Origin of the sequence: Falsiroseomonas frigidaquae, assembly GCF_012163145.1 — a bacterium.
Taxonomy (GTDB): Bacteria; Pseudomonadota; Alphaproteobacteria; order Acetobacterales; family Acetobacteraceae; genus Falsiroseomonas; species Falsiroseomonas frigidaquae.
The window spans coordinates 866489-882036 of the sequence record NZ_JAAVTX010000001.1; the positions used below are offsets into that span (position 1 = coordinate 866489).

Annotated in this window: 12 protein-coding genes; 7 read left to right on the forward strand and 5 right to left on the reverse strand. The window is 70.7% G+C overall.

Annotated features, from left to right (window positions below; all coding sequences use genetic code 11):
* Window positions 1–9: 9 nt before the first annotated feature.
* Window positions 10–1392, reverse strand: a complete 1383-nt coding sequence (locus tag HB662_RS04055; RefSeq protein WP_168047365.1) for an amidohydrolase family protein — start codon at window positions 1390–1392, stop codon at window positions 10–12.
* A gap of 94 nt (window positions 1393–1486) precedes the next feature.
* Between HB662_RS04055 and HB662_RS04060 the strand changes: the two genes are divergently transcribed.
* Window positions 1487–3049, forward strand: coding sequence for an ABC transporter substrate-binding protein (locus HB662_RS04060; protein ID WP_168047367.1), 1563 nt, complete (start codon window positions 1487–1489; stop codon window positions 3047–3049).
* A 147-nt stretch (window positions 3050–3196) separates the two neighbouring features.
* Here the strand turns inward: HB662_RS04060 and HB662_RS04065 are convergent, their stop codons facing one another.
* Together HB662_RS04065 and HB662_RS04070 are read right to left on the reverse strand one after the other, a co-directional pair.
* Complete coding sequence (locus HB662_RS04065) at window positions 3197–4612, reverse strand: glutamine synthetase family protein (protein WP_168047369.1); 1416 nt, start codon at window positions 4610–4612, stop codon at window positions 3197–3199.
* A complete protein-coding gene (locus HB662_RS04070; protein WP_168047371.1) occupies window positions 4609–5934 on the reverse strand; it encodes an aromatic ring-hydroxylating dioxygenase subunit alpha in 1326 nt (441 codons plus the stop codon). The genes HB662_RS04065 and HB662_RS04070 overlap by 4 nt, the downstream gene beginning before the upstream one ends.
* Before the next feature lie 103 nt (window positions 5935–6037).
* Between HB662_RS04070 and HB662_RS04075 the strand changes: the two genes are divergently transcribed.
* The 6 genes from HB662_RS04075 to HB662_RS04100 all read left to right on the forward strand — a co-directional run bounded on the left by HB662_RS04075 (window position 6038) and on the right by HB662_RS04100 (window position 13599).
* Window positions 6038–6838: an IclR family transcriptional regulator domain-containing protein gene (locus tag HB662_RS04075; protein ID WP_168047373.1), complete on the forward strand. Its 801-nt coding sequence runs from the start codon at window positions 6038–6040 to the stop codon at window positions 6836–6838.
* An 83-nt stretch (window positions 6839–6921) separates the two neighbouring features.
* Window positions 6922–8163, forward strand: coding sequence for an NAD(P)/FAD-dependent oxidoreductase (locus tag HB662_RS04080; RefSeq protein WP_168047375.1), 1242 nt, complete (start codon window positions 6922–6924; stop codon window positions 8161–8163).
* Window positions 8164–8165: 2 nt separating this feature from the next.
* Window positions 8166–9989 (forward strand): hydantoinase/oxoprolinase family protein, encoded by a 1824-nt coding sequence (locus HB662_RS04085; protein WP_168047377.1) that lies wholly within the window; start codon window positions 8166–8168, stop codon window positions 9987–9989.
* The gene (locus tag HB662_RS04090) at window positions 9986–11602 is read left to right on the forward strand and encodes a hydantoinase B/oxoprolinase family protein (protein WP_168047379.1); all 1617 of its coding nucleotides are present in this window, start codon (window positions 9986–9988) and stop codon (window positions 11600–11602) included. Before HB662_RS04085 ends, HB662_RS04090 begins: the two co-directional genes overlap by 4 nt.
* Window positions 11599–12567, forward strand: coding sequence for a tripartite tricarboxylate transporter substrate binding protein (locus HB662_RS04095; protein ID WP_168047381.1), 969 nt, complete (start codon window positions 11599–11601; stop codon window positions 12565–12567). Before HB662_RS04090 ends, HB662_RS04095 begins: the two co-directional genes overlap by 4 nt.
* 66 nt (window positions 12568–12633) lie before the next feature.
* Window positions 12634–13599, forward strand: coding sequence for an isopenicillin N synthase family dioxygenase (locus tag HB662_RS04100; protein WP_209443078.1), 966 nt, complete (start codon window positions 12634–12636; stop codon window positions 13597–13599).
* Here HB662_RS04100 and HB662_RS04105 read toward each other — a convergent pair whose 3' ends face one another.
* Together HB662_RS04105 and HB662_RS04110 are read right to left on the reverse strand one after the other, a co-directional pair.
* Entirely contained in the window at window positions 13600–14463 is an 864-nt protein-coding gene (locus HB662_RS04105) for a metal ABC transporter permease (RefSeq protein ID WP_168047385.1), read from the reverse strand. It lies immediately after the preceding gene.
* Window positions 14464–14583: 120 nt separating this feature from the next.
* Entirely contained in the window at window positions 14584–15339 is a 756-nt protein-coding gene (locus HB662_RS04110; RefSeq protein WP_168047387.1) for a metal ABC transporter ATP-binding protein, read from the reverse strand.
* Window positions 15340–15548 lie beyond the last annotated feature (209 nt).

The following is a 15548-nucleotide window of genomic DNA, read 5'->3' on the forward strand; positions in this document are numbered from 1 at the left end:
GGCGTGGCCTCACACATCCATCCAGTTCAGCTTGCGCGGCGGCGGCAGGTCCGGATTGTTCGCCAGCATGCGCGCCCATACCGCCTTGGTCACCGCCTGCGCTTCCTCCAGCAGGGCCAGCTCATCCGTCACCAGGACCTTGCCGTCGCGCAGCACGAACTCGCCATCCACCATCACGGATTCCACCGTGCCCGGATGGCCGTAATGCACGATGTTGCCTATCAGGTTCGTCACCGGCCGCAGCGCCGGCGTGTTCAGGTTGAGGAAGGTGAGGTCGGCCTTCTTGCCGATCTCCAGGCTGCCGATGTCGTCCTGCCGCCCGATGCTGCGCGCGCCGTTGCGGTTGCAACTGTCGAAGATGTCCTCCGGCTGCGGCTCCGTGCCCTGGGTGCCCTCCGCGCCGCGATGCACGATCAGGCCGATCTTCATGGCGTGGAACATGTCCTCCGTCATGTTGTCGGTGCCGAAGCAGATGTTGATGCCGGCGCGGCGGATGGATTTCGCCAGCACCGGATGCGGCCCGCGACGAGACCCGTTGGCCGGGCAATGCACCATCTGCATGCCGCGCTCGCCGAGCAGCGCGATGTCGCGCTCCGTCAGATAGGTCCAGTGCGCGCCGACAACATCGGGCTCCGCCCAGCCGTGCCGCGCCAGATACTCCGCGGGCGTGCAATCGTACTTCTCCCGGATCACCCGGATTTCCTCGACGGATTGCGCCAGGTGGATGGTGCGCGGCATGTTGTGCTGGCGCGCCAGGTCGGTCAGCTTCTCCAGGTATTCCGGCGTGCAGTTATCCGTCGCATGCGCCGCGATCTGGATCTGCAGCCGCCCCTCATGCGTGTTGTGGAAGCGTGCGATGCCGGCGCGCGTGCGTTCGAGGAAGCCTTCGCCGAAGGCCGGGTCCTGCGACCAGTCGCCATGGCGGATCTTCAGCGTGTTCACATCGGCACAGTTCTCGCTCAGCACCAGGCGCACGCGCAGCGACGCCATGGCATCGGCGTAGTCCGGCACATGGCGGAACGGGTCGACGAAGGTGGTGGTGCCGGAACGGATCCCCTCGACGATGCCGAGCATGCCCATCACCGCGCGCTCATGCGGCGTCATCGTGTACGAAACGGGCGACATGTAGCCGTATACGGCGTTGCCCGACCAATCCTCCACCGTCGCGCGCAGCACGGTCAGGATCGTATGCGTATGGGCATTCACGAAGCCGGGCAGCACTGCCTTGCCGCGCCCGGCCATGCGCGGCAGGTCCGGATGCGCTGCTTCCAGCCTTGCGGTTGGACCGATATCGGCAATCCGGTCACCGCGGATCGCGATCGCTCCCCGATCAAGAATCGTGCGCTCTGCATCCTGCGTGACGATCACTGCATCGGTGACGAGCAAATCCATCGGTGTGACTTCCCCTGGCGAAATGACAAGGCGGTTGCGGTCGCTTTGTGCGAACAATACGATGCGTGGCACGAGCATGTCCGGGGAGATACCCATGCACAAGACCCTGCTGGCCGCAACCTTCCTGGCGACCTTCGCTACAGGCGGGATGGCGCAGACGCTGAGCATCGGCGTTGGCGGCGCCTTCACCTCGATGGACCCGCACTACCACACGCTCACGCCCAACAACGCACTGAACAAGCACATTTTCGACCGGCTGGTCGGTACGGATGAGGATTTCCGCCTGCGCCCCGGGCTGGCCGAATCCTGGACCTCGATCAGCCCCACCGTGTGGGAGTTCAAGCTGCGGCAGGGCGTCACCTGGCACGACGGCACGCCCTTCACGGCGGAGGATGTCGTCTCGACCTTCGCGCGCGTGCCGAATGTGCGGAACAGCCCGGGCAGCTTCACCATCTACACCCGCCAGGTGCAGCGGCTTGAGGTGGTGGATGACCACACCATCCGCATGCACACCGCCGCGCCGAACCCGCTGGTGCCGAACTGGATGAGCGGCATCTCCATCATCAGCCGGAAGCTCGGCACGGATATCGACACCTCGGATTTCAACAACGGCCGCGCCGCCATCGGCACCGGCCCCTATCGCCTGGTGTCCTACAGCCCAGGCACCGAGGCGGTGATGGAGCGCAACCCGGCCTGGTGGGGTCCGGCGCAGCCCTGGGCACGGGTGAACTACCGCATCATCGCCAATGACGCGTCGCGCATCGCGGCGCTGCGTGCGGGCGATGTGCAGGCCATCGATGCCGTCTCGACGCGGGATGTCGCGACGCTGCGGGGCGATCCGAACATCCGCATCGCCAGCCGCGCCGCGCTGCGGAACATCTACCTGTATCTCGACCACCAGCGCGACGACACGCCGGGCGTCTCCGGCCCGAATGGCGAAAGGCTGGAGCGCAGCCCGCTGCGGGACAATCGCGTTCGCCAGGCGCTGTCCATCGCCATCAATCGCGACGCCATCGTCAGCCGCGTGATGGGCGGCTTCGCCTCACCTTCCGGGCAGTTCCTGGCGGAGGGCGTCATGGGCCACGACCCGACGCTGAAGCCGGCCAGCTACGACCCGCCGCGGGCGCAGCAATTGCTGCGCGAGGCCGGCTTCCCGAACGGCTTCCGCGTGCTGCTGGCCGGCCCCAACAACCGCTACGTGAATGATGAGCAGATCATCCAGGCGGTGGCACAGATGTGGGCGCGCATCGGCGTGCGCGCCGATGTGCAGGCGATGCCGTCCAACGTCTATTTCAGCCGTTCCGCCCGCAACGAATTCCCCATCGGCCTGTCCGGCTGGGGCACCGGCACCGGCGAGCCGGACAGCCCGATGGTGGGCCTGATCGCGACCCCGAACCGCGAACGCGGCCGCGGCACCTCCAACCGCTCGCTCTATTCCAACCCGGAATTCGACGCGCTGCTGGAACGCGCCCTGACCACCATCGACGTGGAGCAGCGGGAGGAGCTGTATCGCCAGGCGACGCGCGTCGCCATGGCCGACCATGCCATCATCCCGCTGCACCACCAGGTGAACATCTGGGCGTCCCGCCGCAACGTCGAAGTTCTCGCGCGCAATGACGAGGAGACCTACGCGATGTCGATGAAGCCGGCGCAGTAGCCGCCGGCGGGGTCGATGAAGCCGGCGCAGTAGCCGCCGGCGGGGTCGATGAAGCCGGCGGAATAACCGCCGGCTGGGTCGATGAAGCCGGCGGAATAGCCGCCGGCGGGGTCGATGAAGCCGGCGGAATAGCCGCCGGCCGGGCTGTCAGAACAGCTCGAAATACTCGCGGTGTTCCCACTCTGACACCTCGCCCTCGAAGCGCGCGATCTCGGCGCGCTTCAGCCGGGCGAAGTAGTTCACGAAGGTATCGCCGAAGGCGGCCCGCGCCGTGGTGCTCTCCTCCAGCGCCGTCACCGCTTCCGCCAGGCTGCGCGGCAGCAGCGGCGCCTCGGTCTCATAGGGCGTATCGGCGGGCGGGCCAGGGTCGCGCTGCGCGGCGATCCCTTCCAGCCCATAGGCGAGCTGCGAAGCCAGATACAGATACGGGTTGGCCGCCGGTTCGCCGACGCGATTCTCCAGCCGCGTCGCCGCATCCCCCGGCGCACCCAGCGCGCGCACCATCACGCCGCGATTGTCGATGCCCCAGATGGCGCGATCCGGCGCCAGGGAATGGCTGCGGTAGCGGCGATAGCCATTGATGGTGGGCGTGGAGAAGGCGGCCGCCGCGCCCGCATGGTGCAGCAGCCCGCCGAGGTAATGCCGCGCCGTCTGCGACAGCAGCGTGCCGTCGCCGATGAAGGCGTTGCGGCCATCCTTCACCAGCGACTGGTGCAGGTGCCAGCCGCTCGACATCACGTTCGGGATGCGCGGGCGGCACATGAAGGTGGCGTGGTAGCCATGCCGGCGCGCCACCTGCTTCACCGCGCTGCGGAACAGCACCATGGCATCGGCGCTGGCCAGGCCGGATTGCGGGCCGAAGGTGAACTCCACCTGGCTCGGCCCGTATTCCACCTCCATCGAGCGCAGCGGCAGGCCTAGCGCCTGGACCTCGCGGCGCAGCAGTTCCAGCACGATGTCGATCTGGTCGTAGCGCAGCTCGGTCAGGTAGTTGTAGCCCTGCGTCAGCAGCGCGACCTCCGGCGGCGTGCCAGGCTGGCCCGCGTCGCTGGGCGCCAGCTTCGGGTCGGTCAGGCGGAACAGATGAAACTCCACCTCCAGTCCGGTGACGAAGTCGAAGCCCAGTTCAGCAGCCTTCGAAACCTGTTGGCGCAGCAGGTGGCGCGTATCCAGCGGCACCGGGCGGCCATCGGGGAAATAGGCGTCGCAGAGGATCCAGCCGCTATGCGGCGCCCAGGGCAGGATACGGAAGGTTGCGGGGTCCGGGATCAGCAGCGCATCCGCCGCCCCCTCCATCGCCTTCTCGCCCATCGCCCCGCCGGCGGACCAGACGGGGAAGACCGTGCGGTGGGAGGTGTCCTTCAGCAGCAGCGTGGTGGTCATCGCCACGCCATTGGCCAGCGCGGCCGCGGCATCGGCGGCCATGATGGTCTTGCCGCGCAGGATGCCGTGCTGGTCGGAGAAGGCCAGGCGCAGCACGCCGAGGCCCGCCGCCTCGATCTGCTTCAGGACATCGGCGCGCTCGGCCGCGCTGTGCAGCCCGTGACGCTCGACGAAGCTCATTCCGCGGCGAGCGCCGGCGGGGCCCAGGGCGCGGCGCCGCGTCGTCGCGCCACCGCGTCCCGCCAGCGGCTTTCCCATTCGGCGGTCGGCGCCATGGTGTCGATGGTGGCGGGGCCGATGATGCGGCGCGTGGCCTCCGCATCCTGCATCAGGGCCGGGGGGCGGCCTTCCTCCATCGCGGCCATGGCGCGCAGCAGCAGGCGGCGATTGGCGGCGATCGCCTTGTCGCTGCTCGCCAGATTCTCCCGCGTGCGATCCTGGATGGCGCCCTGCGATTCCACGGCCCATTGGTCGTGGACATTGATGTCCTCGCCCATGCCCGTATAGGTCGCGGTGGCCTGCTCGTCCGGGTCGAAGCCGTAGTCGTTGTGGCGGCCGAGCTTCGGCAGGTAGTCCGGCAGGCTGTAGGATTCCAGCCGCTGCGCGCGCATCTGCGCCTTGTCCACCGGCTTGGCGAAGCTGGTGAAGATCGCGACCCAGTAGGTGTGCGTGTCATCCACCGGCATGTGCCACTGGGTGATGGTCATTTCCGCGCTCATCGGAATGACGAAGGCCTGCGGGAAGACCAGGTTGGTGACGCGCACATGCGTCGTCGCATCGTTGATGGTCCGCAGCGCCGTCACGCGCAGGCCGTAATCGGTGTTCTCCACCTCGATCCGCGGCCGCGCATATTCGCGCAGCACATAGGTCATCGGCAGGTCGGAGCCGTCGGAGGTGGCGCGGAACTGCTTGCCGTAGGATTGGGCCGCGTCGCCATCCTCGAAGAAGCGGTGCAGGAAGCTGGCATGGGCGGGGTCGATGCCGACCTCCAGCGCCTGCAGCCAGTTGCAGGAAATCAGGCCCTTGAAGGCGAAGACATGCGTATCCGGCGCGGTGAAGCAATCCAGCGCCGGAAAGGGCGGCGCCGCGCCCTCGCCGAGGAAGGCGAAGACGATGCCGCTGCGGATTTCCACCGGGTAGGATCGCTGGCGGATGCGCGTGCACAGCGTGCTGCCTTCCGGCTCCGCCGGCGTGTCCAGGCATTGGCCCTGCACGTCGAACAGCCAGCCATGAAAGGGGCAGCGCAGCCCGCCATCCTCCAGCCGGCCGAAGGCGAGGTCGGCGTTGCGATGCGGGCAATCCCGGTCCAGCAGGCCGAGGCGCCCGGCCTCGTCCCGGAACAGCACGAAGTCCTGGCCGAGCGCGCGCACGGCGCGCACCGGGCGCTTCGCATCAAGCTCATCCACCAGCGCGATCGGCTGCCAGTACTGGCGCAGCACACGCCCGCCCGGCGTGCCGGGCCCGACGCGCGTCAGGCGTTCATTCACTTCGGCGGAGATCATGGCGGCAGCAGCTCCGGCAGCAGTGTTCACTGACCGAACACTTGTGCGATAGTAGCGAAGGCCCAGCTTCCCGCACAAGCCGCAATTCAGAAGGTCCCGCACCATGCCGCGCCTGAATGCCGAGGATGCGGGCCGCAGAGAAGCCGCCGGCCACGGCCCGGATTTCCTCGAGGCCCTGGCGCGAGGCCTGGCCGTTCTGCAGGCATTCGGGCCGGAGCGCCGGCAGATGACGCTGGCCGAGGTCGCGCGCGAAGTGGACCTGCCCCGCGCCACGGTGCGCCGCGCGCTGCACACGCTGGTCGTGCTCGGCCATGTGGCGGCGGAGGGCAAGCTGTTCCGCCTCACGCCCGGCGTGCTGCGGCTCGCCGCCGGCTATCTCGGCTCCAACGGCCTGTCCAACATCCTGCAGCCACGCTGCGAGAAACTCAGCGCGGAGGTCGGCGCGCCCTGTTCCGCCGCGGTGCTGGATGGGGCGGAGATCGTCTTCATCGCCTACGGCCAGCCGGCCCGCCTGCTGAACCTGACCACCAATGTCGGCCTGCGCCTGCCCGCCTTCTGCACGGCGCTCGGCCGCGTGCTGCTGGCCGGGCTGCCGGAGGCGGAGATGGAGGCGGTGCTGGCGCGCCACCCACCCGTGGCCCTCACGCCGCAGACGGAGCTCGACCCGGCTCGCATCCGCAAGCGCATCGCCAAGGCGCGCAGCGACGGTTTTGCATTGGTGGACCAGGAGGCGGAGCAGGGTTTTCGTTCCCTTGCCGTGCCGCTGCGGCGGCATGACGGGCGTGTGGTCGCGGCGCTCAACATCGGCATGCACACCGAACGCGGCACCGCGACTGCCCTGCGCGAAGGCTTCCTGCCGCTGCTGCGCGCACAGGCCGCCGAACTGGCGCAGCAATTGTTGTAGCGCGTCGTTGCGCGTTGCGCGGAACGCGCGCTAGCATTCGCACAGATGTTCGGTGTTCGAACATTCGCCAGGTAGGACCCAGCATGCGCATCGCGGTGATCGGCAATGGCATCGTCGGCACCGCCACCGCCGCCTGGCTGCAGCGCGATGGCCACCAGGTGATGTTCGTCGATCCGCTCGGCCCGGCGGAGGCGACCTCCTTCGGCAATGCCGGCTCGCTTTCGCCCTCCGCCTGCCTGCCGGTCGGCATGCCGGGCATGTGGAAGAAGGTGCCGGGCTGGCTGCTGGATCCGCTCGGGCCGCTCGCCGTGCGCTGGTGGTACGCGCCGGTCGCCGCGCCCTGGCTGCTGCGCTTCCTGAAGCATTCGTCGCGGGAGGAAGTGGTGCGCATCGCCACCGCATTGCGCGGGTTGCTGGCGCCGATCTTCGATTGCTACGAGCCGCTGCTGCAGCGCGCCAATGCCAGCGGGCTGATGCGCCGCAGCGGCTGCCTCTATGTCTATTCAGGCGAGCAGGCCGCGCGGCAATGGGCCTGGGGGATGAACCTGCGCCGCTCGCTCGGCGTCGAGATGCGTGACGTGGCCGAGGATGAGCTGGTCGCATTGGAGCCCGACCTGAAGGGCCGCTTCCGCTTCGGCATATTGGCGCCGGAGAATGGCAGCACGCTCGACCCCGCCGCGATGACACGTGCGCTGTTTGAACAATGCGAACGCGACGGCGCGCAGGTGCATCGCGCGCGCGTCACCGGTTTTCGGGTGAAAGGCGGCTCCGTGCATGCGCTGGAGTTGGAGGGTGGCGAGGCGCTGGAGGTGGAGGGTGTGGTGCTGGCCGGCGGTGCCTGGTCCGCACGCCTTGCCAACCAGCTCGGCCCGCGCATCCCGCTGGAGACGCAGCGCGGCTACCATGTGACGGTCGGCAGCAACAATTTGGCGCTGCGCCACACCGTGATGGCGGTGGAGCACAACCTCATGGTGAACCCCATGCAGATGGGGCTTCGCCTGGCAGGGTCCGTGGAATTCGCGGGCCTCAGTGCCGCGCCCGATTACCGCCGCGCCGCGATGCTGCTGGCGCGAGGCAAGGAAATGTTCCCGCATCTCGATACCAGCGTCACCAGCGAATGGATGGGCCACCGCCCCTGCCTGCCGGACAGTCTGCCGGTGATCGGCCGCGCGCCGCGCGTGGACAATGCCTGGTTCGCCTTCGGCCATGGCCATATCGGCATGTGCGGCGCCGCCAGCACGGGGCGGGAGATTGCGCATCTCGTCGCCGGGCGTGATCCGGAGATCGATCTTGCGGCCTTCGCCCCCACGCGCTGGGCCGCCTGAGCATGACGCGCCGCCTGGATGTCGCGATCGATATCGGCGGTGATTTTTCCGACATCTTCGCAAGCGCGCAGGGTACGCTGCCGATCCTGCTGAAGCGCCCGAGCGACCACGCCGCGCCGCTGCGCGAGTCCGTCGCCGCGCTGCTCTCCGCCGCCGGCATCGCGGCAGGGGAGGTGGCGCGGCTGCGCCTGTCCACCACGCTGGCCACCAATGCGCTGATCAGCGGCACGGCGAGCCCGGTGGCGCTGCTCACCACGCAGGGTTTTCGCGACATCCCCGATCTCGGCCGCCAATCCAAGCGCGACCCGATGGATGAGGCGCCGCCACCGCCGACGCCGCCCTGGCTCTCCCCGCCCGATTGGCGCTGCGAGATCGCCGGCCGCATTGATGCGCACGGCGTGGAGGTGGAACCGCTCGCCGCGCTGCCTGCGCTGATCGCGACGCTGCCGCAGGGCACGCCGGTTGCCATCTGCCTGTTGTTCGCGCCGCTGAACCCGGCGCATGAGCTGGCGGTGGCGCAGGCCATCCACGCGATGCGGCCCGATCTGCGCCTGTCGCTGTCGCACCAAATCGATCCCGGGCTGCGCGAATTCGAGCGCATGCTGGCGACGCTGGCCGATGCGGCGCTGAAGCCGCTGCTGGAAACGCGCCTGACCGGCCTGCTTCCCGCGCCCTGGGTGCTGCGCGCGGAAGGCGGCCTGGCGCCGCTGGCGGATGCGCTGGCACAGCCGCTTGGCCTCGCGCTCTCCGGCCCCGCCGCCGGGGCGCGCGCCGTCGCGCATTGGGCGGCGGGCGAGGATGCGATCGGGCTCGACATGGGCAGCACCACGGCGGAGGTCAGCCTGGTGCGGGCCGGCGTGCCACTGACGGCGCGGGAGATCGGGCTCGGTTCGCTGCGGCTGCGCTGCCCGGCACTGGATGTCGAAAGCCTGGCGATGGGCGGCGGCGCGACCCTGGCCCTGCGCGGCGGCCGCATCCGCTTCGGCGCGCCATCCCGCCCCGCCTGCCGCGGCGGCGCGCAGGCCACGCTGACGGATGCCGCGCTGCTGGCCGGCTGGCTGCCCAAAGCCCTCTCGGGCCAGGTGCTGGAGCGGGATGCCGCCGCCGCCGCCCTGCGCGCGGCGCTCGGCACCACGGAGGCGACGCCGGCGCTGGAACTGGCGGAGGCGATCATCGCCGGCGCCCTGCGCCGCATCGCGCTGCGGCGGGGGCTGGACCCCACCACCGCGCTGCTGGTGGCGGGCGGCGGGGCCGGGCCGCTGCACGCCGCCGCCATCGCGCGCCGCATCGGCGCCCGGCGGCTGCTGGTACCGTCGGCGCCCGGCCTGCTCTCCGCCTTTGGCCTGGCCCTGGCGCCCGCCTCCGCGGCGCTGGAGGCGCCCTGCGACCTGGCGCTGGACGACCTACCCCACCAACAGGCCCTGGCGCAGGCCGAGGCGCTGACGGAGCGCCTCGCCGCCTGGGGCTGCGCGGCGGAGCCCCGGCACAGCCTCGCCATGGCCTATGGCGGCCAGGCGGAGACGCTGGAGGTGCCCTTCACCCCCGGCGAGCCCGCCTCCGCGCTGGCCGCGCGTTTCGACGCCGCCCATGCCGCAGCCCGCGGCCATGCGCCCGGCGGCGCGCGGCGCATCCTGGCGCTGCGCTGCGCGGCCAGCGCGCCGCTCGCCCCGCCACCGCGCCACATCGCCGCCTCCGCATGGGCGGAGCGCCATCTGCCGGATGGCACGGTGCTGCGTGATTCCGACGATTCCACCCTCCGCATCCCGCCCGGCTGGCGTCCCAGGCGGCGCGAGGATGGCGCGCTGCTGCTGGAAGACGCGTCATGAGCCTCGCCGAGGCCGCAGCCCGGGACATCCTGCGCCTGGCGCTGGAGGGCCTGGCCGACCGCATGCAGGACAGCCTGCTGGCCAGCGCGCTGTCCCCGGTGGCGCGTGAGGGCATGGATTGCGCCGCCGCGCTGTTCCTGCCGGATGGGCGCGTGCTGGCGCAGGCACGGTCGCTGCCCCTGCTGCTCGGCGGCATGATCCCGGCCATCGCCGCCCTGGCCCGCGCCTTCCCGCCCGAAACGCTGGCCGAGGGCGACGGGCTGCTGCTGAACGATCCCTGGTCCGGCGGCACGCATCTGCCGGATCTGATCCTGGCGCGCCCGGTCTTCGCGGAAGGCGGCGTGGTGGCCTTCGCCGCCACCATCCTGCACCACCAGGATGTCGGCGGCATCGCCCCCGGCTCCGTGCCGCCGGATGCGCAAAACATCTTCCAGGAAGGCCTGCGCCTGCCGCCCGTGAAATGGCGCCATGCGGGGGTGGAGGATGCGGGTATCGCCACCATCCTCGCCGCCAATACCCGCACGCCCGCGATGCTGGCCGGCGACCTGGCCGCGCAATGGGCTGCCGTATCCCTGGCGGCGCGGGAGGTTTCGGTGCTCGCCACCAGCATGGGCGCGGCTTCCTTCGCGCAGGGCTGCGAGGCGCTGCTGGCGGAAGCGCGAGACACCCTGGCGCAGGCGCTGGCCGCGCTGCCGGAAGCCGAGGCCACGGCGGAGGATGCGCTGGAAGGCGACGGACGCAGCCCCGCCGCCGTGCCCATCCGCGTCACGCTGCGCCGACTGCCTGGGCCGCGGCTGGCCGTGGATTTCACCGGATCGGCGCCGCAGACGGCGGGGCCGGTGAATGCCGCGCCCTCCGGCCTGCTCGCCGCCTGCTTCTGCCTGTTGCAGCGCCTGGCGCCGGAGGCGCCTGCCAATCACGGGCTGCTCGATCTGCTGGACCTGCACCTGCCGGAGGGCAGCGTGGTGAACCCGCGCTTCCCGGCCGCGGTGAATGCGCGCACCGCCACGGTGAAGCTGGCCTGCAACGCGCTGTTCGCGGCGCTGGCGCGGCTTTCGCCGAAACCCGCCGCCGCACCCAATGCCGGGGTTGCCGTGGTGCTGTCCATCGGCGGCACGGACGCCGAGGGCCGGCGCTGGATCTTCACGGAGATCGTCGCCGGCGGGTCGGGTGGCCGGCCGGATGGGCCGGGGCAGCCGGGGCTTTCGGCCGATGTCTCCAACGCCCGCAACCTGCCGGCCGAAATGCTGGAATCGGCCGCTCCGATCCGCGTGGAGGCCATCGAACGCCGGCGCGGCTCCGGTGGCGCCGGGTTGCATCCGGGGGGCGACGGCGTGCGGCGGATCTATCGGCTGCTGTCGGGCACGGCCGAGATCTCCTACCGCGGCGAGCGGCACCTGGCCGGCGCCCCGGGCGCGCAGGGTGGCGGCGCCGCCGCGCCCGCCACGGCACGCATCCTGCAGGCGGATGGCACGGCGCGACACTTGCCTTCGAAGGCGCGCACCACCTGGGCGGCGGGCGACCGCTTCATCCTGGAGACCGCGGGCGGGGGCGGCTGGGGCCCCGCACAACAAGAATCCGCACAACAAGAACTGGGAGACTTGGCATCATGACCCTCACCCGACGCAGCCTCGGCGCCGTCCTGGGCGCCGCGCTGGCGACACCCGCACTCGGACAAAGCTGGCCGAGCCGCACCATCCGCATCGTCGTGCCCTTCCCACCCGGCGGCAGCACGGACACGCTGGCGCGGCGCCTGGCGGAGAAGCTGACGGCCGCCCTCGGCCAGACCGTGGTGGTGGAGAACCGCCCCGGCGCCGGCGGCACGGTGGGCGCCGACATGGTGGCGAAATCCCCGCCGGATGGGCATACGCTGCTGATGGGCGTCACCGGCAGCAATGCCATCGCCGGCAGCCTGTTCCGCACCCTGCCCTATGATCCCGCCAATGCCTTCGCGCCGCTGTCGCGCGTGGTCTCCGCGCCGCTGATCCTGGTGGTGAACAAGGACCAGCCGATCCAGGACCTGGCGGGCTATATCGCCGCGGCCAAGGCGGCGAATGGCGGGCTGACCTATGCGACGCCGGGCAACGGCACCTCGATGCACCTGACCGGCGTGATGTTCGGCCAGGCCGCGAAAGTGGAGCTGACGCATGTGCCCTATCGCGGCTCCGCCGCGGCGCTGACGGACCTGGTCGGCGGCCAGGTGCAGTCCAGCTTCGCCGATTTCCTGGTGGCGCTGCCGCAGGTGCGGGCCGGGGCGCTGCGGGCCCTCGCGGTCACCTCCCCGGCCCGCCACCCGCTGCTGCCGCAGGTGCCGACGATGGACGAGGCCGGGCTGCCGGGCTTCGCCGCCACCTCCTGGCAGGGGTTGTTCGCCCCCGCCGGCACCCCGGCGCCGATCATGGCCCGGCTGCATGCGGAAGTGGCCCGCGCCATGACGGCGCCAGAGATCAAGGACAGCTTCGCCGCCCAGGGCTTCACCGTGGAGGCCACCACCCCCGCGGAATTCGACGCCTTCGTCCGGGCGGAGGTGGCGAAATGGGCCGTGGTGGTGCGCGAGGGCCGCATCTCCCTGGATTGACCCACCCCGCTTGACGCATCCGGGGCTGGAGCGTTCGCTGCCAGCCCCATCCGCATGAGGATCGCCATGGACGCCGCCCAAAACCTGCCGATCATCGACCTCGGCGCCCTGGGCACGGCGGAGGGCGATGCCGCCATCGCGCGGGCGCTGGATGCGGCCTTCGGCGGCATCGGCTTCGCCTATTTCGCCAATACGCCGATCAGCCCGGCGCAGCAGGCGGCGATCTTCGCAGCCTCCCGCCGCTTCCACGCGCTGCCGGATGCGGCGAAGCGCGCGATCGACATGAACGGCTTCCACCGCGGCTACATGGCGCCGAAGACCAGCGTCATCCAGACATCCTCGGTTGCCCGCGTCACCAAGCCCAACTTCTCCGAATCCTTCATGTTCATGCATGAGGTGGCGGAAGATGACCCGCGCTTCGGCATGCCCCTGCAGGGGCCGAACCAGTGGCCGGCGGAGCTGCCCGGGTTCCGGGCGGAGGTTCTGGCCTACCAGGCGGCGATGGAAGACTTCTGCCGCCGCCTGCTGCGCCCGATCGCGCTGGCGCTGAACCTGCCGCCCGACTTCCTGCTGCCCTTCTTCGAAAAGCCCACCACCTTCCTGCGCCTGCTGCACTACCCGCCGCAGCCGCCGGATGCGGCGGAGGATGAATTCGGCTCCGCCCCGCATACCGACTACGGCTTCATCACCGTGCTGCTGCAGGACATGTCGGGCGGGCTGGAGGTGCGGCGCGCCGATGGCATGTGGCTGCGCGCCACGCCGATCCCCGGCAGCTTCGTGGTGAATGTGGGCGACATGCTGGCGCGCTGGACCAATGGGCGCTGGCAATCCACGCCGCACCGGGTGAAGAACCTGTCGGGCGGGGATCGCTATTCCTGCCCCTATTTCTTCGACATGGACATGGCGAGCGAGGTGGCCTGCCTGCCGAGCTGCACCAGCGCCGCCAATCCGGCGAAGCACCCACCCGTGCTATACGGCGACTACCTGCTGGAACGGCTGAACAAGAACTATTCCTACCGCCGCCAGGCCTGATCAGCCGGCCAGATGCGGCCGCCGGACCCAGCGCGCCAGCAGCCCATCCACCGGCCCGAACACCACGGACACTGCCCAGGCCACCCCCGCCGTCAGCACGATGGCGGGGCCGGAGGGCAGGTCGAGGTGGTAGCTCGCCAGCAGCCCGAACAGCGCGGAGAGCATCGCCAGCCCCACGGCGGCATAGGCCATGCCGGACAATTCCCGCCCCCAATGCCGCGCCGCGACGGCGGGCAGCATCATCAGCCCCACCGCCATCAGCGTGCCCATGGCCTGGAAGGCGGCCAGCACGTTCAGCACCACCAGCACCAGGAACAGCCCGTGCCACAGCCCGCCGCGCACGCCCTCCGCCGCGGCGAAGCCCGGGTCGAAGCATTCCAGCGCCAGCGGCCGCCAGGCCAGCGCCAGCACCGGCAGGGTCAGCGTGGCGACGCCCGCCATCAGCAGCAGCGCCGGATCATCCACCCCCAGCACCTGGCCGAACAGCAGATGCGTGAGGTCCGAGGTATCACCGCGCAGCGACACCAGCGTCACGCCGAGCGCCAGCGCGATCAGGTACAGCGCGGTCAGCGCCGCATCCTCCCGCCCCCCCGTGGCACGGGACAGCGCCCCGGCACCCACCGCCACGGCCAGCCCGGCGATCAGCCCGCCGAGCGACATGGCCGGCACCGAAAGCCCCGCGATCAGGAAGCCCGCCGCGATGCCTGGCGTCACGCCATGCGCCAGCACCTCCGCGGTCAACGAGGTCCGTCGCAGCATCAGGAACACGCCGAGCAGCGGCGCCGCCACGGCCAGCGCCAGGCAGCCGACCAAGGCGCGGCGCATGAAGCCGAATTCGAGGAAGGGGCCGAACAGCCAGTCCATGGCGTTAAGCCCGCGGCCGCGAACGCGGCCCGCCACTTATGCTGCGAAGCCAAAGAAACCGGAGGTTTCCGCCCGGCGCATGAGGGGGGCCGGAGCGGTCACGCGACGGAACCATCGCCGTCATGCCGCGCAGGCGGGGGCGATCTCGTCCCAGGCCTCGGCCATCATGCGGGCGCGCAGGCGGTTGGCGGCGGACAGCACCTCGGCGGTCGGACCGCAGGCAATCGCCTCCCGCGCCAGCAGCAGGCAGTCGGGGAATTCGCGCTGCACCAGGTCCAGGTCGTGCAGCACGGCCAGCACGGTGCGGCCCTCGCCATGCCAGCGGCGCAGCACGGCCAGAAGATCGGCGGCGGTGCGCGCATCCACCGCGTTGAACGGCTCGTCCAGCAGGATCAGGTCGGCGTCCTGCACCAGCAGCCGGGCGAAGAGCAGCCGCTGGAACTGGCCGGCGGACATGGCGCCGACCGGCCGCTTCGCGAAACCGCCCAGCCCCACCGCCTCCAGCGCCTGCTGCGCCCGGTCCCGGTCCGCCGCGCTGGTGCCGCGGAAGGCGCCGAGGCGCGACCACATGCCCTGCAGCACCACATCCAGGCAAAGGATCGGGAAGGCGCGGTCCATGCCGGATTGCTGCGGCAGCAGCGCCACGCGCGGCTTCTGGCCCGTCAGCGTCACCCGCCCCTCATCCACCCGGTGCAGCCCGGCGATCGCCCGCAGCAGCGTGGTCTTGCCGGCGCCGTTCGGGCCGACGATCGCCGCCAGCGACCCGGCGGCGAAGCGCGCGGAGACGTGATGCACCGCCGGATGGCGCTGATGCGTCGCCGTGAGGTTGGCAAGTTCCACCGCCGGCCCACGCCGCGCCACCGGCTTTTCCGCCATCGCCCGCATCATGCGGCCAACGCCCAGCCCACGGCCGCCCAAAGCACCGCCAAAACGCTCGCGGCCAGCAGAAGGCGCGCGCCGGCGCTGGCCGAAAGGGCCAGGGGATCAACGGTGCGGAGCGAGGTGAGCAAGGGGCGCATGGTTACCTTATAACGTCACGCCCCCTATAGCCTTCAAGCTGCGGCTGGGAAAAGGGCTTCCGGTGG